Origin of the sequence: Pseudomonas sp. B5(2017) (assembly GCF_002112825.1) — a bacterium.
GTDB lineage: Bacteria > Pseudomonadota > Gammaproteobacteria > Pseudomonadales > Pseudomonadaceae > Aquipseudomonas > Aquipseudomonas putida_Z.
The window spans coordinates 141658-161593 of sequence record NZ_NEIR01000006.1 but is presented as its reverse complement, the minus strand read 5'-3'; the positions used below and the strand labels follow the sequence as shown (position 1 = coordinate 161593).

Below are 19936 nucleotides of genomic sequence, written 5' to 3'. Positions count from 1 at the left end.
GGCCCCACAGCCCTTGAAGCCTGCACTGCACCTGTGGGAGCGGCTTTAGCCGCGAAAGGGCCGGCACAGGCACCACAAAAACAAAGCCCGCCATCAATGGCGGGCCTCATGCAATTCAGCTGTTTCTCACAGCCCGGACATTTTCTTGATCGCCCCTTTCAGGTCGTCATCCGAGCAGTCCGCGCAGGTGCCTTTCGGTGGCATGGCGTTGATGCCGGTAATGGCCTTGGCCAGGATGCCGTCCAGGCCGCCCTGGTGGTCGGCGCGTTCCTTCCACGCCGCGGTATCGCCAATCTTCGGTGCGCCGAGCAGTCCGGAGCCATGGCAGGCATTGCAGTGCTTGGCGATGATCTCGTCCGGCGTCTTGGCACCACCGCCACCTGCGGCGGCGGCCACTTCCATGCCTTTGCACTCTTGGCCCTGGACGCACACCTGGCCAACCGGCTCCAGGCGCTTGGCGATGTCATCATTGGTCGCAGCGGTTGCGCTCATTGCCCAGAGGGCGAATACGGCTGCTGGTACGGCCAGCATCTTCTTGATTTGGTTCACGCGAACACCCTCATGGTGGCTAATCACGCTCGCGGCCACGGATCGGCGAGCGTTGAAAAGTATAGCGGGAACCCAGAGGCCGTGAAACGACCCCACACAGGAAAGGGGTATTGCCGAATCAATGCACTGCGCTGGATCAAAAGTTTGAAGGCGTCGCCGCACTGATCAGCCGCGCCGGCCGGTCGAACGGGTTGCGAAAGCGGTGCGGGCGGGTGCTTTCGAAGTAGTAGCTGTCGCCCTCTTCAAGGATGAAGATCTCGTTGCCGACCACCAGCTCCAGGCGGCCTTCGAGCAGGATGCCGGTTTCTTCGCCGTCGTGGGTAAGCATTTCGGCCCCCGTATCGGCACCCGGTGGATACACCTCGGTGAGAAAGGCGATGGCACGGTTGGGGTGCGACTTGCCGACCAGCTTCATGGTCACCGCACCGTCGGAGATATCGATCAGTTCATGGGCCTTGTAGACGATCTGCGTGGGGCTTTCAGGTTCCAGTTCGACCGAGAAGAACTCGACCATGGACATGGGAATGCCGCTCAGCACCTTGCGCAGCGAGCTGATCGACGGGCTCACGCTGTTCTTCTCGATCATCGAGATGGTGCTGTTGGTCACGCCGGCACGCTTGGCGAGTTCACGCTGGGACAGGCCCTTGAGCTTGCGGATGGCTTGCAGTCGTTCGCCGACGTCCAAAGCTGGAGCCTCCTGAAACGGTGGAAAGGGGGGTGGATGTGAACGATATCATGGCAATGCCGTTCAGTATTTACAACACACCGCCCCTCAACCTGTCCGCTTCAGCGTGTCATTCGCCGACGTAGTCCCGAGGTACCCGCTTCAGGTTGCAGAAAATCTGGTACGGAATGGTACCCGCGTGCGCAGCCACTTCACTGGCCAGCACATGCTTGCCCCACAGTTCGACGGGGCTGCCGACGGTGGCTTCCGGCACGTCGGTCAGGTCGATGCTGAGCATGTCCATCGACACCCGGCCGATCAGTTGGGTGCGCTTGCCGGCGACCAGCACCGGGGTACCGTTGGGCGCCTGGCGCGGGTAGCCATCGGCATAGCCCATGGCAACCACACCAACGCGGGTTGGCCGTGGGCTGACGAACTTGGCGCCGTAGCCCACCGGCTCGCCGGCAGGCAGCTCGCGCACGCTGATCACCCGCGATTGCAGGGTCATCACCGGTTGCAGGCGCTCGGCCTCGGCCTGGGCCACTTCGAACGGTGTGGCACCGTACAGCATCAGGCCCGGGCGCACCCAGTCGCTGGGGGCCTGCGGCCAGCCCAGCACACCGGGGGAGTTGCGCAGGCTGCACTCGGCGGCCAGGCCCTGGCGGGCGGCCTCGAACACGGCGATCTGCTGGGCGGTAGCGTCGGCATCCAGTTCGTCGGCGCGAGCGAAGTGGCTCATCAGCACTATGCGCGCGACCTTGCCGCTGGCCAGCAGGCGCTGGTAGGCCTCGTGGTAGTCCTTGGGGTGCAGGCCGACGCGGTGCATGCCGCTGTCGAGCTTGAGCCAGACGGTGAGCGGCTTGTGCAGCTGGGTCTTTTCGATCGCTTCCAGTTGCCACAGCGAGTGCACCACGCACCACAGGTCGTGTTCGGCGATCAGGGCCAATTCGCTGGCTTCGAAGAAGCCTTCCAGCAGCAGCACCGGGGCCTTGATACCGGCGGCGCGCAGCTCCAGCGCTTCTTCGATGCAGGCCACGGCAAAGCCGTCGGCTTCTGCCTCCAGGGCCAGGGCACAGCGCACGGCGCCGTGGCCGTAGGCGTCGGCCTTGATCACGGCGAGGGCTTTGGCACCGGTCAGTTCACGGGCCAGACGGTAGTTGTGGCGCAGGGCCTGGAGGTCGATCAGGGCGCGGGCGGGACGCATGGCGGCTGCCTTATGGTGGTTCACAGGTTGAAAACGGTGTTGGGTTCTTCGCGGGCTCGCCCGCTCCCACAGGTACTGCACAGTTTTCAATATCTGTGGTGTTCCTGTGGGAGCGGGCGAGCCCGCGAAGAGGCCGGTACAGGCGAACTTACTGCTGGTGAGCCGGCGCAGTCTGCCCGTGCTTGGCCACTTCCGGGCTGTTGCCATAACGGGAAATGTCCAGGCCTTCGGCACTGATCTGCGGCTTCTTGCGCGCAATCAGGTCGGCCAGCAGGCGACCGGAGCCGCACGCCATGGTCCAGCCCAAAGTACCGTGACCGGTGTTCAGGAACAGGTTGCGGAACGCCGTGGCGCCGACGATCGGCGTGCCGTCCGGGGTCGCCGGGCGCAGGCCGGTCCAGAAACTGGCCTGGCTCAGATCACCGCCGCGAGGATAAAGGTCGTTGACGATCATCTCCAGCGTTTCGCGCCGACGCGGGTTCAGCGACAGGTCAAAACCGGCAATTTCAGCCATACCGCCGACGCGGATACGGTTGTCGAAACGGGTAATGGCGACCTTGTAGGTCTCGTCGAGAATGGTCGAGGTCGGGGCCATGTCGGCGTTGGTGATCGGCACGGTCAGCGAGTAGCCCTTCAGCGGGTACACCGGGGCCTTGATGCCCAGCGGCTTGAGCATCTGCGGCGAGTAGCTGCCCAGCGCCAGCACGTAACGGTCGGCGGTTTCCAGCTTGCCGTCGATCCACACGCCATTGATGCGGTCACCCGCGAAGTCCAGGCGCTGGATGTCCTGGCCGAAGCGGAACTCCACGCCCAGCTTAACGGCCATTTCGGCAAGCTTGGTGGTGAACAGCTGGCAGTCGCCAGTCTGGTCGTTTGGCAGGCGCAGGGCGCCGGCCAGGATGTCCTTGACGCCAGCCAGGGCCGGCTCGACGCGGGCAATGCCGTCGCGGTCGAGCAGCTCGTAAGGCACGCCGGACTGCTCCAGCACGGCAATGTCCTTGGCCGCGGCATCCACCTGGGCCTGGGTACGGAACAGCTGGGTGGTGCCCAGGCTGCGGTTTTCGTAGGCGATGCCGGTTTCGGCGCGCAGTTCGTCGAGGCAGTCACGGCTGTACTCGGACAGGCGCACCATGCGCTCCTTGTTCACCGCGTAACGGCTGGCGGTGCAGTTGCGCAGCATCTGTGCCATCCACAGGTACTGGTCGACGTCGCCGGTGAGCTTGATGGCCAGGGGCGCGTGGCGCTCCAGCAGCCATTTGATGGCCTTCAGCGGCACGCCTGGGGCGGCCCAGGGCGAGGCATAGCCGGGCGAGATCTGGCCTGCGTTGGCAAAGCTGGTTTCCATGGCCACCGCCGGCTGGCGATCGACCACCGTTACTTCGAAACCTTGCCGGGCCAGATAGTAGGCACTGGCGGTTCCGATCACACCGCTACCAAGTACCAGAACTCGCATCGTTTTATCCCTCGCATGCGGCGCGCCGCAGACTTTTATTGAAATGGCATGAATGCGCGCAGTATAGGAATTTGAAGGCAGTGCAATTCACTATATAAAAGCCTATTATTGGCGAGAATTCTCGGCAAAATCGCCTTTCACGGAGGGGCATCCCCTATGAGAACCCAGCACCAGAGCAAGCGTGAACTGGACAAGATCGACCGTAACATCCTGCGTATCCTGCAGAATGACGGGCGTATTTCCTTCACCGAACTGGGCGAGAAAGTTGGGCTTTCCACCACCCCTTGCACCGAGCGGGTCCGCCGCCTGGAGCGCGAGGGCATCATCATGGGCTACAACGCCCGCCTGAACCCGCAGCACCTCAAGGGCAGCCTGCTGGTGTTCGTGGAAATCAGCCTGGACTACAAGTCGGGCGACACCTTCGAGGAGTTCCGCCGCGCGGTGCTGAAACTGCCCCACGTGCTGGAATGCCACCTGGTTTCAGGCGACTTCGACTACCTGGTGAAGGCGCGCATTTCCGAGATGGCCTCGTACCGCAAGCTGCTCGGCGACATCCTGTTGAAGCTGCCGCACGTGCGCGAATCGAAGAGCTACATCGTGATGGAAGAGGTGAAGGAGAGCCTTTGCCTGCCGATCCCGGACTGAAGTCAGACCAGCACCTGGCGGGTGGTGGCAATGAACTGGTGGACCAACTGCTCGGCAGCGGGCTCGATCATCTGTTCAGGGCCACGGCCACGCGGGCAGGCCAGGCGCGGGGTGGTGCCGAACAGGCGGCAGATCATCGGGCGCTCTTCATACACCGTGCAGCCGTTGGGGCCCAGGTGCACACAGTCCAGGCGCTCCAGGGCGGCGTCCTGCTCGGCCTGGGACTTGCGCGGCAGGCGGGCCATTTCTTCCGCCGAAGTGGTGACCGGGCCGCAGCAGTCGTGGCAGCCGGGCTCGCACTCGAAGGAAGGGATGAGTTCGCGCAGGAAGTGGATCTTGTGGCGGTTGCAGGACATGGCTGGGTTCAAAACTAGGAAATTGGCCAGATTATAGGCCCATTCGCGGGCTTGCCCGCGAACGAGGGCGCAGCCCTCGCCTTGTTGCCCACCACCCTACCCCGGCTTATCCTCCTCCCCCTCAGCCCACCAGCCTCAGGACCTGCCCAATGATCCACAGCGCGCAGCACGCCGCCTCCTACTACGCCGCCAGCAGCGCGCCACACCCCGACCACTCCTTCCTGCAAGGCGAGCACAGCGCCGACGTGTGCATCGTCGGCGGCGGCTACTCGGGCCTGAACACCGCCATCGAACTGGCCGAACGCGGCTTCTCGGTCATCCTGCTGGAAGCGCGCAAGCTCGGTTGGGGCGCCAGCGGGCGCAATGGTGGGCAACTGATCCGTGGCGTCGGCCACGGCCTGGAACAATTCCTCCCGGTCATCGGCGAGGAAGGCGTGCGCAGCCTGAAACTGATGGGCCTGGAAGCCGTGCAGATCGTCCGCGAGCGGGTCGAAAGGCATGCCATCGCTTGCGACCTGACTTGGGGTTACTGCGACCTGGCCAACAAACCCGCCGAACTGCTGGGCTTTGCGGAGGATGCTGAAGAACTGCGCACCCTCGGCTACGCACATGAACTGCGCCTGGTCGGCAAGGACGATATCCACAGCGTGGTCGGCGCCGACTGCTATGTCGGCGGGCTGGTCGACATGGGCTCCGGGCACCTGCACCCGCTCAACCTGGCCCTGGGTGAGGCTGCCGTGGCCAGCCGCCTGGGCGTGAAGCTGTTCGAGCAGTCCGAGGTCACACGCATCGACTACGGCCCGGAAGTACAGGTACACACCGCCCAGGGCCGGGTACGCGCCAAGACTCTGGTGCTGTGCTGCAACGCCTACCACAACGACCTCAACCGCGAACTGGGCGGCAAGGTGCTGCCAGCCGGCAGCTACATCATCGCCACCGAGCCGCTGGGCGAGGAACGTGCCCGTTCGCTGCTGCCGCAGAACATGGCGGTGTGTGACCAGCGCGTGGCACTGGACTATTACCGCCTGTCCGCCGACCAGCGCCTGTTGTTCGGCGGTGCCTGCCACTATTCAGGCCGCGACCCGAAGGACATTGCCGCCTACATGCGGCCAAAGATGCTCAAGGTATTCCCGCAACTGGCCGATGTGCGCATCGACTACCAGTGGGGCGGCATGATCGGCATCGGCGCCAACCGCCTGCCACAGGTTGGCCGCCTGGCCAGCCAGCCGAACGTGTATTACGCCCAGGCCTACTCCGGCCATGGGCTCAACGCCACCCACCTGGCTGCGCGCCTGCTCGGCGAAGCCATCAGCGGCCAGGAAAGCGGGCGGTTCGACCTGTTTGCCAAGGTGCCGCACATCACCTTCCCCGGCGGCCAGCACCTGCGCTCGCCGCTGCTGGCGTTGGGGATGCTGTGGCATCGCCTGAAAGAGCTGATCTGAAAGCCACGCGGTCCCTGTAGGAGCGGCCTTGTGTCGCGAAAGGGGTGCGTAGCGCCCCCAGGTTTCAGCTTTGCCGCAAATATCGCTGGGGCCGCTCTGCGGCCCAATCGCGACACAAGGCCGCTCCTACATCGACCGAGCAACATCTGTATGGTCAGTCCTTCCAGAAGGGCTTACGCCCCTCGGTCCGGGCCTGCTCCCAGCTCAGCCCGACATCGCGCAACTCGTCATCGGTCAACTGCAGCAGCGCCCTGCGGGTGTGCCAGCGATGCAGCATCAGCCCCCAACGCCCCAACCCTTCCGGCGCGTTGAACACCTTGGCTTGCTGCCCGGCTTCCAGTTCCTTGGCCAACAGTTGCAAGCGCACATCGCTCATGCCACCCATCACCGCATCCTCTCGTTCAGTTGATACCGTGGTGAAAGCATGCGCGTCGACAGCACCGGCAATACAGATCCAATACAGCCTTATTATTCCCATACAGAATTGGCCGCAGGCCGACTGAATGCTGTATTTTCAGCGCAACTGTACCGGTCGCCACGCTATTGCAGCGAAGGAGTATGCCGTGACCCTTTACCTGAACCTCGCCGAACTGCTCGGTGCGCGCATTGAACAGGGCCTCTACCGCCCCGGCCAGCGCCTGCCGTCAGTGCGCGCCCTGAGTGTGGAGCACGGGGTCAGCCTGAGCACCGTGCAGCAGGCCTACCGCATGCTGGAAGACAGCGGCATGGTCTCGCCCCGGCCCAAGTCCGGCTACTTCGTCAACGACCACCGCCACCTGCCAGCCCTGCCCGCCGTCAGCCGCCCGGCCCAGCGCCCGGTAGACATCTCGCAATGGGAGCAGGTGCTGGAACTGGTGCGCAGCATCCCACGCCAAGGCGTGATCCAGCTCGGCCGCGGCATGCCCGACATCGACAGCCCCACCCTCAAGCCACTGCTGCGCAGCCTCGCCCAGCTGAGCCGGCGGCAGGACATGCCCGGCCTGTACTACGACAACATCCACGGCAACCTGGCCCTGCGCGAACAGGTGGCCCGGCTGACGCTCGACTCCGGCTGCCGCCTGGGCCCGGGCGACCTGGTGATAACCACCGGCTGCCATGAGGCGCTGTCATGCAGCATTCGCGCAGTGTGCGAGCCGGGCGATATCGTCGCGGTCGACTCCCCCAGCTTCCACGGCGCCATGCAAACCCTCAAGGGCCTGGGCATGAAAGCCCTGGAGATCCCTACCGACCCGGTCACCGGTATCAGTCTGGAAGCGCTGGAACTGGCCCTGGAGCAGTGGCCGATCAAGCTCATCCAGATCACCCCCAGCTGCAACAACCCGCTCGGCTACATCATGCCCGAGGCCCGCAAGAAGGCCCTGCTGAGCCTGGCCCAGCGCTACGACGTGGCGATCCTCGAAGATGATGTATACGGCGACCTGGCCTATACCTACCCGCGCCCACGCACCCTCAAGTCGTTTGACGACGACGGCCGCGTGCTGCTTTGCAGTTCGTTCTCCAAGACCCTCGCCCCCGGCCTGCGGATAGGCTGGGTGGCACCCGGTCGTTACCTGGAGCGGGTGCTGCACATGAAGTACATCAGCACCGGCAGCACGGCCAGCCAGCCGCAGTTGGCCATTGCCGACTTCATCGCCGGCGGGCACTACCAACCCCACGTGCGGCGCATGCGCAGCCAGTACCAGCGTGGCCGCGACCTGATGAGCGACTGGGTGACCCGCTACTTCCCGGCGGGCACCCGGGTCAGCCGGCCGCAAGGTGGCTTCATGTTGTGGGTGGAATTACCCGAACATTTCGATACGCTGCGCCTGAACCGGGCTTTACTGGAGCAGGACGTACAGGTTGCCGTGGGCAGCATCTTCTCGGCCTCGGGCAAGTTCCGCCACTGCCTGCGCATGAACTTCGCCGCGCGGCCGACGCCGCAGATCGAAGCCGCCGTGCGCAAGGTTGGTGAAACCGCCCTTCGTCTACTGGATGAAGAAAGCGCCGGCGCGTAACTTTGCGCCGCCCGCCACGGTCCAACCTATCAAGCCTTTGCTGCACAGGACGATCCACCCTTGAGACTCCAGCGAGCCCTGCCTCTGCTGCTGGTGCTACTGCTCGGCCTTGCCGGCTGCGCCAGCGTCGGCACGCCCCGCGAAACCAGCCAGGCGCTGCCTGCCAACGACTCGGCCTTCGGCCGTTCGGTTCTGCGCCAGGCCGCGCCCTACGGCGGCCGCTCAGGCTTTCGCCTGCTGCCCAACAGCAACGAGGCGTTCCGCGCCCGCGCCGAACTGATCCGCAACGCCCAGGCGAGCATCGACTTGCAGTACTACATCGTCCACGATGGCCTCAGCACCCGCGCCCTGGTGCATGAACTGCTGCGCGCCGCCGACCGTGGCGTGCGCGTGCGCATCCTGCTCGACGACACCACCAGCGACGGCCTGGACGTCATCATGGGCACCCTCGATGCCCACCCGAACATTCAGATACGCGTGTTCAACCCGCTGCATCTGGGCCGCAGCACCGGCGTGACGCGCGCAGTGGGCCGCCTGTTCAACCTGTCGCGCCAGCACCGACGCATGCACAACAAGCTGTTCCTGGTGGACAACAGCATGGCCATCGTCGGCGGGCGCAACCTGGGCGATGAGTATTTCGATGCCGAACCCAACCTCAACTTCACCGACATCGACTTGCTGGGCGTCGGCCCGGTGGCCGAACAGCTCGGCCACAGCTTCGACCAATACTGGAACAGCGCCCTGAGCCGGCCGATTACCGACTTCCTCTGGCGCGACCCGGATGCCAGCGACCTGCGCGCCAGCCGCCACCGCCTGGAAGTTTCACTGGCCGAAGCCAGGACCCAGCGCAAAGCCCTGTATGACCGCTTGATGGCCTACCAGTCGCAGCCACGCCTGGATGTGTGGCGCAACGAGCTTATCTGGGCCCATGCCCAGGCGCTGTGGGATGCGCCGAGCAAGGTGCTGGCCGATGACGAACCGGACCCGCAACTGCTGCTGACCCAGCAACTGGCCCCTGACTTGAGCAAGGTGCAACACGAGCTGATCCTGGTATCGGCGTACTTCGTGCCCGGCGAGTCCGGCCTGCTGTACCTGACCCACAGCGCTGACGCGGGCATATCGGTCAAGCTGCTGACCAACTCGCTGGAGGCTACCGACGTGCCGGCGGTGCATGGCGGCTACGCGCCGTATCGGCGGGCGCTGCTGGAGCATGGCGTGCAGCTGTACGAGCTGCGCCGCCAACCAGGCGACCCCAGCGCGCAGCACCACGTGAGCTTCCATGGCAGCTCGGACTCGAGCCTGCACAGCAAGGCGATCGTGTTCGACCGGCGCAAGACCTTCATCGGCTCGTTCAACTTCGACCCGCGTTCGGTGTTGTGGAATACCGAGGTCGGAGTGCTGGTGGACAGCCCGGAGCTGGCCGAGTACACCCGCGCGCTGGCGGTACAGGGCATGGCCCCGGCCTTGAGCTATCAGCCGACGCTGGTGGGTAACCAGATGGTGTGGGTGACCGAGGAAAATGGCAGGCGGCGCATGCTCACATCCGAACCGGGCGGGATGTGGCGGCGGTTCAATGCCTGGATCAGCAAGGCGGTTGGCCTGGAGAAGATGTTGTAGCGGCCCCAGAATCCATCAGGCAGAGGCAGGCTCAAACGCCCCGCGCCGCCGGGTCAACACCACCAAACCCGCAGCCCCCGCCGCCATCAGCAACGGCAACGCATGCCCGCTGATCCACTGGCTGCCTGCCCCGGCCAGCAGCGGCCCTAGCAGGCAGCCAATACCCCACAGCTGCGCCACATGGGCGTTGGCCCGCACCAGCGCATCATCCCGGTAGCGCTCACCAATCAGCACCAGCGACAAGGTGAACAAGCCCCCCGCACTGGCCCCGAACAGCACCCACAGCGGCCAGATCGCCGGTGTATGCAGCAGCAACGGAATCGCCAGGCTGGATACCAGCAGGGTCACCGCACAGCCGGTAAACAGAGCGCGCCGCGACATATGGTCGGCCAGCGCACCGATGGGCAGTTGCAGCACCGCATCGCCCACCACCACGGTACTGACCATGAACAGGGCGATTTCAGTGGTAAAGCCTTGCTGCAGGCAATACACCGGCAACAAGGTCAGGATCATTGCCTCGAACGAGGCAAACAGGGCAATGGCCCAGGCGATCACCGGCAAGCGCCGGCAGAAGGCGAACAGGTCGCCGAAGGTGACGCTGCAGGCCTCTGTGCTGGGTGCCCCGCCACGGCGCAGGAGAATCAGCGGCGCCACCAGCAGCAGGCCGGTAGCGGCCCAGAAGCCGAAGTCGTCATCCGAGCCGAGAAAGCCCAGCACCAGCGGCCCGGCCAGCTGGCTGAGGGCATAGCTGCTGCCATACAGCGCCACCAAGCGGCCGCGCCATTGCTCGATCACCAGCTGGTTGATCCAGCTTTCGCCGAGTATGAACACCACGGTCAGCGACATACCGATCAGCAATCGCAACAGCAGCCACAGCGGGTAGCTGGGCAGCAGTGCGACCAGGCCGATCGACAGCGCCCCGCCCCACAGGCACAGGCGCATGGCCGAGGGCACGCCGACCCAGCCGGCCAGGCGGCTGGCCAGGCTGGCACCTACCAGCACGCCCAGCGCCGGCATCGCGGCCATCACACCGATGGCGAAGCTGCCGTAGCCCCAGGCCTCCAGGCGCAGGGATACCAGCGGCATGCTCACGCCGAGTGCCAGCCCGACGCTTAGCACCGATGCCAGTACGGCGAAGTAGGTACCCCAACGCATTGCAGCCTCCCAGGCCAAGAATTTTCCATGGCCCATTCGCGGGTAAACCCGCTCCCACAGGTACACCACCGCCCTTGAGAGCGGTGCAGTACCTGTGGGAGCGGGTTTACCCGCGAATGGGCCGCTAGGCGGCCCCCGGGATTACAACTTGATCCAGGTCGCCTTCAGCTCGGTGTACTTCTCCAGCGCATGCAGCGACTTGTCACGGCCGTTGCCCGACTGCTTGAAGCCACCGAACGGCGCGGTCATGTCGCCGCCGTCGTACTGGTTGACCCAGACGCTGCCAGCGCGCACGGCACGGGCGGTCTTGTGAGCCTTGGAGATGTCCGAGGTCCAGATGCCAGCGGCCAGGCCATACGGCGTGTCGTTGGCAATGGCGACGGCTTCTTCGGCGGTATCGAAGGCGATCACCGACAACACCGGGCCGAAGATTTCTTCCTGGGCGATCTTCATGGCGTTGGTCACGCCGTCGAAGATGGTCGGCTCGACATAGGTGCCACCGGTTTCTTCCAGGGTGCGCTTGCCGCCGGCCAGCAGCTTGGCGCCGTCCTTGTGGCCAGCCTCAATGTACGACAGCACGGTGTTCATCTGCTGGGTGTCGACCAGGGCACCGACAGTGGTCTGTGGGTCCAGCGGGTTGCCTGGCTTCCAGCCTTTCAGGGCCTCGACCACCATCGGCAGGAACTTGTCCTTGATCGAACGCTCGACCAGCAGGCGCGAGCCGGCGGTGCACACTTCGCCCTGGTTGAAGGCGATGGCGCTGGCGGCAGCTTCGGCGGCAGCTTGCAGGTCCGGAGCGTCAGCGAAGACGATGTTGGGGCTCTTGCCGCCGGCTTCCAGCCAGATGCGCTTCATGTTCGATTCGCCCGCGTAAACCATCAGTTGCTTGGCGATCTTGGTCGAACCGGTGAATACCAAGGTGTCGACGTCCATGTGCAGGGCCAGGGCCTTGCCCACGGTGTGGCCGTAGCCTGGCAGCACGTTCAGCACGCCAGCCGGGATACCGGCTTCGATGGCCAACTGGGCAATACGAATGGCAGTCAGCGGCGATTTTTCGGACGGCTTGAGCACTACCGAGTTACCGGTGGCCAGGGCCGGGCCGAGCTTCCAGCAGGCCATCAGCAGCGGGAAGTTCCACGGTACGATGGCACCGACCACACCCACCGCTTCGCGGGTGACCAGGCCGAGCTGGTCATGCGGGGTCGGGGCGACTTCGTCGTAGACCTTGTCGATGGCTTCGGCAGTCCAGTGGATGGCATTGGCCGCGCCAGGTACGTCGATGCTGGAGGAGTCGCCGATCGGCTTGCCCATGTCCAGGGTTTCCAGCAGCGCCAGCTCTTCGACGTTCTTGCGCAGCAGGTCGGCGAAGCGGATCAGCTTGGCCTTGCGCTTGGCCGGGGCCAGCTGCGACCACACGCCGGAGTTGAAGGTGGCACGGGCGTTTTCCACAGCGCGGTTGGCATCGGCCAGGTCGCAGCTGGCAACCTTGGCCAGGAAGCGTCCGTCGACCGGGCTCAGGCACTCGAAGGTTTCACCGGATGCGGCATCGGTGTATTCGCCGTTGATGAAGGCACGGCCTTCGATCTTCAGTTGCTGGGCACGTTGTTCCCAGTCCGCACGAGTCAGGGTGGTCATACGAAACTCCTCCTCTTGTATAGGTGCAACGCCGCACTGAGGACTCACAGGCGTTGTCAGAATTCTGCCCAAGCGTCGAGGGCATTTTAGCTACCGACACCCTAAACCAGCCCGTGTAAACTATCAATATATTTGACACGAATGGCTCAAAAGCCTACTCATGTGCATTTTATTAAACAACAACAGGAGCCGAACCATGAGCATCGACAGCATCATCGACTTCGCGCAGGTCATTACCGAGGCCGAACGCTACCGCCCGGCGGCGGAAAAAATCCTCAAGGGCGAGCCCGACCAGGCTGTCTACAACCATTATTCCAGCCCCTGCGGGCAGTTTGCCGCGGGCGTGTGGGAAGGCGAGGTGGGGCAGTGGACGGTGAACTACACCGAGCATGAGTACTGCGAGATCGTCCAGGGCGTTTCGGTGCTGCGTGACCAGGATGGCGGAGCCAAGACCCTGCGTGCCGGTGATCGGTTTGTCATCCCGGCCGGCTTCAAGGGCACCTGGGAGGTGCTGGAGCCTTGCCGCAAGATCTATGTGATGTTCGAGCAGAAATGATTTGAGGCTGTGCCGGCCTCTTCGCGGGTGAACCCGCTCCCACAAGGATTTCACCGCCCTAAAGGCTTGTGATGTACCTGTGGGAGCGGGTTTACCCGCGAAGAGGCCAGCACAGGCATAAAAAAACCCGCCTCCTTTCGGATGCGGGTTTTTTTCAGGTCGCCGATCAATTACTTGATCTTGGCTTCCTTGTACACCACGTGCTTGCGAACAACCGGATCGTATTTCTTGATCTCGATTTTGTCCGGAGTGGTGCGCTTGTTCTTGTCGGTGGTGTAGAAGTGGCCAGTGCCAGCACTCGAAACCAGACGGATCAATTCACGCATGACGTTCTCCTTAGAACTTTTCGCCGCGAGCGCGCAGCTCGGCCAGCACTACGTCGATACCACGCTTGTCAATAACGCGCATGCCTTTGGCAGATACGCGCAGACGCACGAAACGCTTCTCGGATTCAACCCAGAAACGGTGGTGCTGCAGGTTCGGCAGGAAACGACGACGGGTTTTGTTGTTTGCGTGGGAAATGTTGTTCCCGGTTACTGGACCCTTACCAGTAACTTGACAGACTCTCGACATGACTCAGCCCTCTAAAACCACATGCCCAACCCGGCATGGGTTGGCCGCTTAATCTCTCAGTCTTTGGCGCCTAGGCGCCGTGATTCTGGAGGTCTTATCGACCGGATCCGCTTATGCGACAGGCCGAGCCCCTAGAAAAGAGCGCTGCTTTATACCAGAAAGACTTGGCCGCAACAACATTAGATGCACATTGTCACGAGCCGGAACGCGCCGGGCCAGCATAGCGGCAGGCCCCGCCAGCCGTCGACCGCCCGTCGCCAATTTTGTAAAAAAGGGTGTGGTCATTTCCCGACGGGCACACTAGGGTAGGCCTTTTCCAGACTGCACTGGCAGATGGGCCACTGACAGCCAAGGAGCCACTATGCGTGCTGCCGCCCTTTCCTTATTGTTCAACTCCTTGTTCGCCGCAGGCGCCCTGTTCGCCGCCGGCGTTGCCCAGGCCGACCCGCTGAGCGTCTGCAGCGAGGCCAGCCCCGAAGGCTTCGACGTGGTGCAGTACAACTCGCTGACCACCACCAACGCCACGGCCGATGTGCTGATGAACCGCCTGGTGGAGTTCGACGCGGCGCAAGGCAAGGTGGTGCCGAGCCTGGCGGCCAGCTGGACGGTATCGGCCGACGGCCTGATCTACGACTTCACCCTGCGCGATGATGTGAAATTTCACACCACCGCCTACTTCAAGCCAAGCCGCGCACTGAACGCCGACGACGTGCTGTTCAGCTTCCAGCGCATGCTCTACCCCGCCCATGCCTGGCACAAGACTGCACCGGGCGGCTACCCGCATGCCCAGTCGCTGCAACTGGGCAGCCTGATCAAGGCAATCGAGGCGCCGGCACCGAACGCCGTGCGCTTCACCCTCAGCCACCCGGACGCCACCTTCCTGGCCACCCTGAGCATGGGCTTCGCCTCGATCTACTCCGCCGAGTACGCCGACAAACTGCTCAAGGCCGGTACGCCGGAGAAGCTAAACAGCCAGCCGGTCGGCACCGGGCCGTTCATCTTCCAGCGCTTCCAGAAGGACGCCGTGGTGCGCTATCGCGCCAACCCCGACTACTTCGCCGGCAAGCCAGCGGTCGACCCGTTGATCTTCGCCATCACCACCGATGCCAACGTGCGCCTGCAGAAGCTCAAGCGCGGCGAGTGCCAGGTCGCGTTGTCGCCCAAGCCGCTGGACATTGCCGAAGCCGGCAAGGACGGCAACCTCAAGGTGGCCACCACCCCGGCGTTCATGACCGCCTTCGTCGCCATCAACAGCCAGCACCCACCGCTGGACAAGCCGGAAGTGCGCCAGGCCATCAACCTGGCCTTCGACAAACAGGCCTACCTCAAGGCCGTGTTCGAAGACTCCGCGGTGGCCGCCAACGGCCCCTACCCGCCCAACACCTGGAGCTACGCCAAGGACCTGCCCGGCTACCCGCTGGACCTGAAGAAAGCCAAGGCCCTGCTGACCAAGGCCGGCCTGGCCGAGGGCTTCAGCACCACGATCTGGACCCGCCCGTCGGGCAGCCTGCTCAACCCCAACCCCAGCCTCGGTGCGCAGATGCTGCAGGCCGACCTGGCCAAGATTGGCATCAAGGCCGAGATCCGCGTGATCGAGTGGGGCGAGCTGATCCGCCGCGCCAAGGCGGGCGAGCATGACCTGCTGTTCATGGGTTGGGCGGGTGACAACGGCGATCCGGATAACTTCCTCAGCCCGCAGTTTTCCTGCGCGGCGGTGCAGTCGGGGACCAACTTCGCACGCTTCTGCGACAGCCGCCTGGACCAGTTGATCAGCGCCGGGCGCACCACCAACGACCAGAGTGTGCGCAGCCGGCTTTATCAGCAGGCACAGACGCTGATCCAGCAGCAGGCGCTGTGGGTGCCGCTGGCGCACCCGACGGCGGCGACCTTGCTGCGCCAAGGGGTCGAGGGGTACCAGGTGAGCCCGTTCGGGCGGTTGGATTTCAGCAAGGTGTCTGTGAACAAGTAAGCCTGCACCGGCCTCTTCGCGGGTAAACCCGCTCCCACAGGGACCGCGCCAACTTTCAACATGGCACTTTCCCTGTGGGAGCGGGTTTACCCGCGAAAGGGCCGGGACAGGCAGCAAAAGTGCCTAAGCCACAATCCACCCATGCTCGACCATCGACAGTGGCTCCCCGTCACCGATGATGATGTGATCCAGCACCCGCACATCGATCAACGCCAGCCCCCGCTTCAACGACAGGGTCAAGTGCACATCGTCCTGGCTGGGCTCACTGTTGCCCGAGGGGTGGTTGTGGCACAGGATCAAGGCCGCTGCGTTATGCAGCAATGCCCGCCGCACCACTTCCCGCGGGTAGACGCTGGCCCGATCTATCGTGCCTCGGAAGAGGATCTCAAACGCCAACGGCCTGTGCTTGGTATCGAGAAAGAGGCACCCGAACACTTCGCTGACTTCATGTCGCAGCATCGCTTTCAAATAGCGCCTCACCGTTGCCGGGCTGTCCATCGCGGATTCACGCTCAATCGAAGTTGCAAGGTGCCTGCGCCCGATCTCCAGCAGCGCCTGCAGCTGGCTGTACCTCACCGGGCCCAACCCAAGCTCGCCGACGAAAGCCTCACGGTCGGCCTCCAGCAACTGGCGCAAACCCCCGAACTTCACGAGCAGACCTCGCGCCAGCTCCACGACATTGCGCCCACGCACACCTGAGCCGAGAAATACAGCCAGCAATTCCGCGTCCGTCAGGCTTCCAGCCCCACGCTGCAACAACTTCTCCCTCGGCCGCTCTTCAGCCGGCCACTCCCTGATATTCATCCCGTCCCTCTGCCCTTGCTGCGGCCCATTTCGGCCCTGTGTTAATCTATTTCGCCTCGTACATGCGACGTTCTGCCGCAGGCATTTTCAAACGTCGTCGCCCGCTCTCACTGGAAAAAGGCAAGCCTATGCAGCGGCTGTATCGCAAGCGCATCGTTCTCGGCGTGGGTGGCGGCATTGCCGCCTACAAAAGCGCCGAACTGATTCGCCGACTCTTGGAGCACGGCGCGCAGGTGCGCGTCGTCATGACCCGTGGTGGTGCAGAGTTCATCACCCCGCTGACCCTGCAGGCGCTGTCGGGCCACCCGGTGCACATGGACCTGCTCGACCCTGCCGCCGAAGCGGCCATGGGCCACATCGAACTGGCCAAATGGGCCGACCTGGTGCTGATCGCCCCGGCCACCGCCGACCTCATGGCGCGCATGGCCCAAGGCATGGCCGACGACCTGCTGACCACCCTGGTGCTGGCTACCGATGCCACCGTTGCCGTGGCCCCGGCCATGAACCAGGCCATGTGGCGCGACCCGGCCACCCAGGCCAACCTCGAACTGCTCAAGAGCCGTGGCATCCAGGTGTTCGGCCCGGCGTCCGGCAGCCAGGCCTGTGGCGATGTCGGCCTGGGCCGCATGCTCGAAGCCACCGACCTGGCCTGGTGTGCCGCGGAAAGCTTCAAGCGCCAGGCACTGACCGGCAAGCACGTGCTGATCACCGCCGGCCCGACCCAGGAAAACATCGACCCGGTGCGCTACATCACCAATCATAGCTCCGGCAAGATGGGCTTCGCCCTGGCTGAAGCGGCCGCCGAAGCCGGGGCTCGGGTGACCCTCGTCACTGGCCCGGTGCACCTGCCGACCCCCGACCGGGTCAGCCGTATCGACGTGGTCAGCGCGCGGGACATGCTCGCGGCCTGTGAAGCGGCCATGCCGTGCGACCTGTTCATCGCCTCTGCGGCGGTTGCGGACTACCGCCCGGAAGTCGTTGCCACGCAAAAATTGAAGAAAGATCCTACGACGGGCGACGGCATGCTGCTGCAGATGGTGCGCAATCCCGATATCCTTGCCACCATCGCTGGCCGCGCCGACCGCCCGTTCAGCGTCGGTTTCGCCGCCGAGACCGAACACTTGCTCGATTACGCCACGCGCAAGCTCAAGGACAAGAACCTCGACCTGATCGTCGCCAATGATGTGGCCAACCCCAGCATCGGCTTCAACAGCGAGGAAAACGCCTTGACCGTGATCGACCGCCAGCAGCACCAGACCCTCTTCGCGCAGACCAGCAAGGGCAAGATTGCCCGGCAACTGGTCGCCTTCATCGCCGAACGGCTCAATCAGGTTCAATAAGTTACATGCACGCTCTTCAAGCCAAGATCCTCGACCCACGCCTGGGCACCGAATTCCCCCTGCCGCAGTACGCCACCCCCGGCTCCGCCGGCCTGGACCTGCGCGCCCTGCTCAAGGAAGACACCGTCCTCGAGCCAGGCCAGACCCTGCTGATCCCCACCGGCCTGTCGATCTACATCGGCGACCCGGGCCTGGCGGCGGTGATCCTGCCGCGCTCGGGCCTGGGCCATAAGCACGGCATCGTGCTGGGCAACCTGGTCGGGCTGATCGACTCGGACTACCAGGGCGAGTTGATGGTGTCGTGCTGGAACCGCGGCAACACCCCGTTCACCATCGCCGTTGGCGAGCGCATTGCCCAGCTGGTGCTGGTACCGGTGGTACAGGCCCATTTCGACATCGTCGAAGCGTTCGATGAAAGCCAGCGCGGTGCTGGCGGCTTCGGCCATTCCGGCAGCCACTGAGCCGAGAAATGACCGTTCAGGCCAAGGATGGCGAACTCTCTGGCGAAACCACCGTCCAAGCGTTCAGTTTGCGCCTGCCCAGAAAGCCTTTGACTAATGGAGCTTCCAGAGATGAACGACATGGCCCACCTGGTACCCGCCGCACTGCCAGACAGCATTTTCCGCGCGTATGACATTCGCGGCGTGGTCGGCAAGACCCTTCACGCCGAAACCGCCTACTGGATCGGCCGCGCCATCGGCGCGCAGAGCCTGGCCCAGGGCGAACCGCAGGTTTCGGTCGGCCGCGATGGCCGCCTGTCCGGCCCGATGCTGGTCGAACAGCTGATCAAGGGCCTGGTCGATGCCGGCTGCCAGGTCAGTGACGTCGGCCTGGTACCCACCCCGGCGCTGTACTACGCAGCCAACGTGCTGGCCGGCAAGTCCGGTGTGATGCTGACCGGCAGCCACAACCCGTCGGACTACAACGGCTTCAAGATCGTCATCGCTGGCGACACCCTGGCCAACGAACAGATCCAGGCCCTGCTGACGCGCCTGAAAACCAACGACCTGACCCGCGCCGAAGGCCGCGTGGAAAAGGTCGAGATCCTTGACCGCTACTTCCAGCAGATCGTCGAAGACGTGAAGCTGGCCAGGAAGCTCAAGGTGGTCGTGGACTGCGGCAACGGTGCCGCCGGCGTGGTCGCGCCGCAACTGATCGAAGCCCTTGGCTGCGAAGTGATCCCGCTGTTCTGCGAGGTCGACGGCAACTTCCCCAACCACCACCCGGACCCGGGCAAGCCGGAAAACCTCGAAGACCTGATCGCCAAGGTCAAGGAAACCGGCGCCGACATCGGCCTGGCCTTCGACGGTGACGGCGACCGCGTCGGCGTGGTGACCAACACTGGCAGCATCGTCTACCCAGACCGCCTGCTGATGCTGTTTGCCCAGGACGTGCTATCGCGCAACCCGGGCGCCGAGATCATCTTCGACGTCAAATGCACCCGTCGCCTGACCCCGCTGATCGAGCAGCACGGCGGCCGCGCTCTGATGTGGAAGACCGGTCACTCGCTGATCAAGAAGAAGATGAAGCAGACCGGCTCGCTGCTGGCCGGCGAGATGAGCGGTCACATCTTCATCAAGGAACGCTGGTACGGTTTCGACGACGGCATCTACAGCGCCGCGCGCCTGCTGGAGATCCTCAGCAAGGCCGGGCAGAGCGCCGAAAACCTGTTCGCCGCGTTCCCGAACGATATTTCCACGCCGGAAATCAATATTGATGTGACCGACGAGGGTAAATTCAGCATCATTGATGCACTGCAACGCGACGCCGACTGGGGCGAAGCCAACCTGACCACCATCGACGGTGTGCGGGTGGATTACGCCCACGGCTGGGGCCTGGTTCGCGCCTCCAACACTACCCCGGTGCTGGTGCTGCGCTTCGAGGCCGACAGCGACGCCGAATTGCAACGTATCAAGGATGTTTTCCGTACCCAGTTGCTGCGGGTTGAGCCTGAGCTGCAACTGCCGTTCTGACCGACTA

The 19936-nt window shown here is 64.0% G+C and carries 19 protein-coding genes and 1 pseudogene; 9 read left to right on the top strand and 11 right to left on the bottom strand.

The window, feature by feature from the left end; translation table 11 throughout:
* Positions 1-126: 126 nt before the first annotated feature.
* The 4 genes from CAG00_RS11180 to dadA form a co-directional block, all read right to left on the bottom strand.
* Positions 127-531 (bottom strand): cytochrome c5 family protein, encoded by a 405-nt coding sequence (locus tag CAG00_RS11180; protein ID WP_038408395.1) that lies wholly within the window; start codon positions 529-531, stop codon positions 127-129.
* Positions 532-685: 154 nt separating this feature from the next.
* The gene (locus CAG00_RS11175) at positions 686-1234 is read right to left on the bottom strand and encodes a cupin domain-containing protein (RefSeq protein WP_013974777.1); all 549 of its coding nucleotides are present in this window, start codon (positions 1232-1234) and stop codon (positions 686-688) included.
* 109 nt (positions 1235-1343) lie between these two features.
* Entirely contained in the window at positions 1344-2417 is a 1074-nt protein-coding gene (gene alr, locus CAG00_RS11170) for an alanine racemase (protein WP_025341100.1), read from the bottom strand.
* Positions 2418-2565: 148 nt separating this feature from the next.
* Positions 2566-3870 carry a D-amino acid dehydrogenase gene (gene dadA / locus CAG00_RS11165; RefSeq protein ID WP_013974779.1) on the bottom strand — a complete coding sequence of 435 codons (1305 nt, stop codon included), beginning with the start codon at positions 3868-3870 and terminating at the stop codon, positions 2566-2568.
* 156 nt (positions 3871-4026) lie between these two features.
* Here dadA and dadR point away from each other — a divergent pair, with 156 nt between their 5' ends.
* Complete coding sequence (gene dadR, locus CAG00_RS11160) at positions 4027-4515, top strand: transcriptional regulator DadR (protein WP_003258963.1); 489 nt, start codon at positions 4027-4029, stop codon at positions 4513-4515.
* A 2-nt stretch (positions 4516-4517) separates the two neighbouring features.
* Here the strand turns inward: dadR and CAG00_RS11155 are convergent, their stop codons facing one another.
* On the bottom strand, positions 4518-4871 hold the full coding sequence (locus CAG00_RS11155; protein ID WP_013974780.1) for a YkgJ family cysteine cluster protein: 354 nt from the start codon (positions 4869-4871) through the stop codon (positions 4518-4520).
* A gap of 149 nt (positions 4872-5020) precedes the next feature.
* Between CAG00_RS11155 and CAG00_RS11150 the strand changes: the two genes are divergently transcribed.
* The gene (locus CAG00_RS11150; protein WP_085615947.1) at positions 5021-6313 is read left to right on the top strand and encodes an FAD-binding oxidoreductase; all 1293 of its coding nucleotides are present in this window, start codon (positions 5021-5023) and stop codon (positions 6311-6313) included.
* Positions 6314-6467: 154 nt separating this feature from the next.
* Here the strand turns inward: CAG00_RS11150 and CAG00_RS11145 are convergent, their stop codons facing one another.
* Positions 6468-6698, bottom strand: coding sequence for a DUF1127 domain-containing protein (locus CAG00_RS11145; RefSeq protein ID WP_085615949.1), 231 nt, complete (start codon positions 6696-6698; stop codon positions 6468-6470).
* Between the two features lie 178 nt (positions 6699-6876).
* Between CAG00_RS11145 and CAG00_RS11140 the strand changes: the two genes are divergently transcribed.
* Both CAG00_RS11140 and CAG00_RS11135 read left to right on the top strand, forming a co-directional pair.
* Positions 6877-8307: a PLP-dependent aminotransferase family protein gene (locus CAG00_RS11140; RefSeq protein WP_176240874.1), complete on the top strand. Its 1431-nt coding sequence runs from the start codon at positions 6877-6879 to the stop codon at positions 8305-8307.
* A gap of 60 nt (positions 8308-8367) precedes the next feature.
* The gene (locus CAG00_RS11135) at positions 8368-9924 is read left to right on the top strand and encodes a phospholipase D family protein (protein ID WP_085664274.1); all 1557 of its coding nucleotides are present in this window, start codon (positions 8368-8370) and stop codon (positions 9922-9924) included.
* Positions 9925-9939: 15 nt separating this feature from the next.
* On the opposite strand, the gene CAG00_RS11130 is transcribed toward CAG00_RS11135, so the two are convergent.
* Both CAG00_RS11130 and CAG00_RS11125 read right to left on the bottom strand, forming a co-directional pair.
* Positions 9940-11079: an MFS transporter gene (locus CAG00_RS11130; RefSeq protein WP_085664273.1), complete on the bottom strand. Its 1140-nt coding sequence runs from the start codon at positions 11077-11079 to the stop codon at positions 9940-9942.
* 141 nt (positions 11080-11220) lie between these two features.
* On the bottom strand, positions 11221-12714 hold the full coding sequence (locus CAG00_RS11125) for an aldehyde dehydrogenase (RefSeq protein WP_013974786.1): 1494 nt from the start codon (positions 12712-12714) through the stop codon (positions 11221-11223).
* Positions 12715-12910: 196 nt separating this feature from the next.
* Here CAG00_RS11125 and CAG00_RS11120 point away from each other — a divergent pair, with 196 nt between their 5' ends.
* Positions 12911-13270: a cupin domain-containing protein gene (locus tag CAG00_RS11120; RefSeq protein WP_003258971.1), complete on the top strand. Its 360-nt coding sequence runs from the start codon at positions 12911-12913 to the stop codon at positions 13268-13270.
* A 170-nt stretch (positions 13271-13440) separates the two neighbouring features.
* Here the strand turns inward: CAG00_RS11120 and rpmG are convergent, their stop codons facing one another.
* Together rpmG and rpmB are read right to left on the bottom strand one after the other, a co-directional pair.
* Complete coding sequence (gene rpmG, locus CAG00_RS11115; RefSeq protein WP_003253507.1) at positions 13441-13596, bottom strand: 50S ribosomal protein L33; 156 nt, start codon at positions 13594-13596, stop codon at positions 13441-13443.
* A 10-nt stretch (positions 13597-13606) separates the two neighbouring features.
* Positions 13607-13843: a 50S ribosomal protein L28 gene (gene rpmB, locus CAG00_RS11110; protein WP_003258972.1), complete on the bottom strand. Its 237-nt coding sequence runs from the start codon at positions 13841-13843 to the stop codon at positions 13607-13609.
* Positions 13844-14204: 361 nt separating this feature from the next.
* Here rpmB and CAG00_RS11105 point away from each other — a divergent pair, with 361 nt between their 5' ends.
* Positions 14205-15812 (top strand): ABC transporter substrate-binding protein, encoded by a 1608-nt coding sequence (locus CAG00_RS11105; RefSeq protein WP_085664272.1) that lies wholly within the window; start codon positions 14205-14207, stop codon positions 15810-15812.
* A gap of 123 nt (positions 15813-15935) precedes the next feature.
* Here CAG00_RS11105 and radC read toward each other — a convergent pair whose 3' ends face one another.
* The gene (radC, locus tag CAG00_RS11100; protein WP_039612333.1) at positions 15936-16616 is read right to left on the bottom strand and encodes a DNA repair protein RadC; all 681 of its coding nucleotides are present in this window, start codon (positions 16614-16616) and stop codon (positions 15936-15938) included.
* Positions 16617-16744: 128 nt separating this feature from the next.
* Here radC and coaBC point away from each other — a divergent pair, with 128 nt between their 5' ends.
* The 3 genes and pseudogenes from coaBC to CAG00_RS11085 form a co-directional block, all read left to right on the top strand.
* Complete coding sequence (coaBC, locus tag CAG00_RS11095; protein WP_003253409.1) at positions 16745-17956, top strand: bifunctional phosphopantothenoylcysteine decarboxylase/phosphopantothenate--cysteine ligase CoaBC; 1212 nt, start codon at positions 16745-16747, stop codon at positions 17954-17956.
* A 5-nt stretch (positions 17957-17961) separates the two neighbouring features.
* Positions 17962-18417 (top strand): dUTP diphosphatase, encoded by a 456-nt coding sequence (gene dut / locus CAG00_RS11090; RefSeq protein WP_015272329.1) that lies wholly within the window; start codon positions 17962-17964, stop codon positions 18415-18417.
* A gap of 144 nt (positions 18418-18561) precedes the next feature.
* Positions 18562-19929 (top strand): annotated as a pseudogene (locus CAG00_RS11085) (phosphomannomutase/phosphoglucomutase); the annotation flags it as partial.
* Between the last annotated feature and the right edge of the window lie 7 nt (positions 19930-19936).

Coding starts and splice junctions, on each gene's coding strand:
- CAG00_RS11120 (WP_003258971.1), top strand. CDS start 12,911: ATGAGCATCGACAGCATCATCGACTTCGCGCAGGTCATTACCGAGGCC.
- rpmB (WP_003258972.1), bottom strand. CDS start 13,843: ATGTCGAGAGTCTGTCAAGTTACTGGTAAGGGTCCAGTAACCGGGAAC.
- coaBC (WP_003253409.1), top strand. CDS start 16,745: ATGCAGCGGCTGTATCGCAAGCGCATCGTTCTCGGCGTGGGTGGCGGC.
- CAG00_RS11125 (WP_013974786.1), bottom strand. CDS start 12,714: ATGACCACCCTGACTCGTGCGGACTGGGAACAACGTGCCCAGCAACTG.
- dadA (WP_013974779.1), bottom strand. CDS start 3,870: ATGCGAGTTCTGGTACTTGGTAGCGGTGTGATCGGAACCGCCAGTGCC.
- dut (WP_015272329.1), top strand. CDS start 17,962: ATGCACGCTCTTCAAGCCAAGATCCTCGACCCACGCCTGGGCACCGAA.
- CAG00_RS11150 (WP_085615947.1), top strand. CDS start 5,021: ATGATCCACAGCGCGCAGCACGCCGCCTCCTACTACGCCGCCAGCAGC.
- CAG00_RS11155 (WP_013974780.1), bottom strand. CDS start 4,871: ATGTCCTGCAACCGCCACAAGATCCACTTCCTGCGCGAACTCATCCCT.
- CAG00_RS11145 (WP_085615949.1), bottom strand. CDS start 6,698: ATGGGTGGCATGAGCGATGTGCGCTTGCAACTGTTGGCCAAGGAACTG.
- CAG00_RS11130 (WP_085664273.1), bottom strand. CDS start 11,079: ATGCGTTGGGGTACCTACTTCGCCGTACTGGCATCGGTGCTAAGCGTC.
- CAG00_RS11180 (WP_038408395.1), bottom strand. CDS start 531: ATGCTGGCCGTACCAGCAGCCGTATTCGCCCTCTGGGCAATGAGCGCA.
- alr (WP_025341100.1), bottom strand. CDS start 2,417: ATGCGTCCCGCCCGCGCCCTGATCGACCTCCAGGCCCTGCGCCACAAC.
- radC (WP_039612333.1), bottom strand. CDS start 16,616: ATGAATATCAGGGAGTGGCCGGCTGAAGAGCGGCCGAGGGAGAAGTTG.
- dadR (WP_003258963.1), top strand. CDS start 4,027: ATGAGAACCCAGCACCAGAGCAAGCGTGAACTGGACAAGATCGACCGT.
- CAG00_RS11105 (WP_085664272.1), top strand. CDS start 14,205: ATGCGTGCTGCCGCCCTTTCCTTATTGTTCAACTCCTTGTTCGCCGCA.
- rpmG (WP_003253507.1), bottom strand. CDS start 13,596: ATGCGTGAATTGATCCGTCTGGTTTCGAGTGCTGGCACTGGCCACTTC.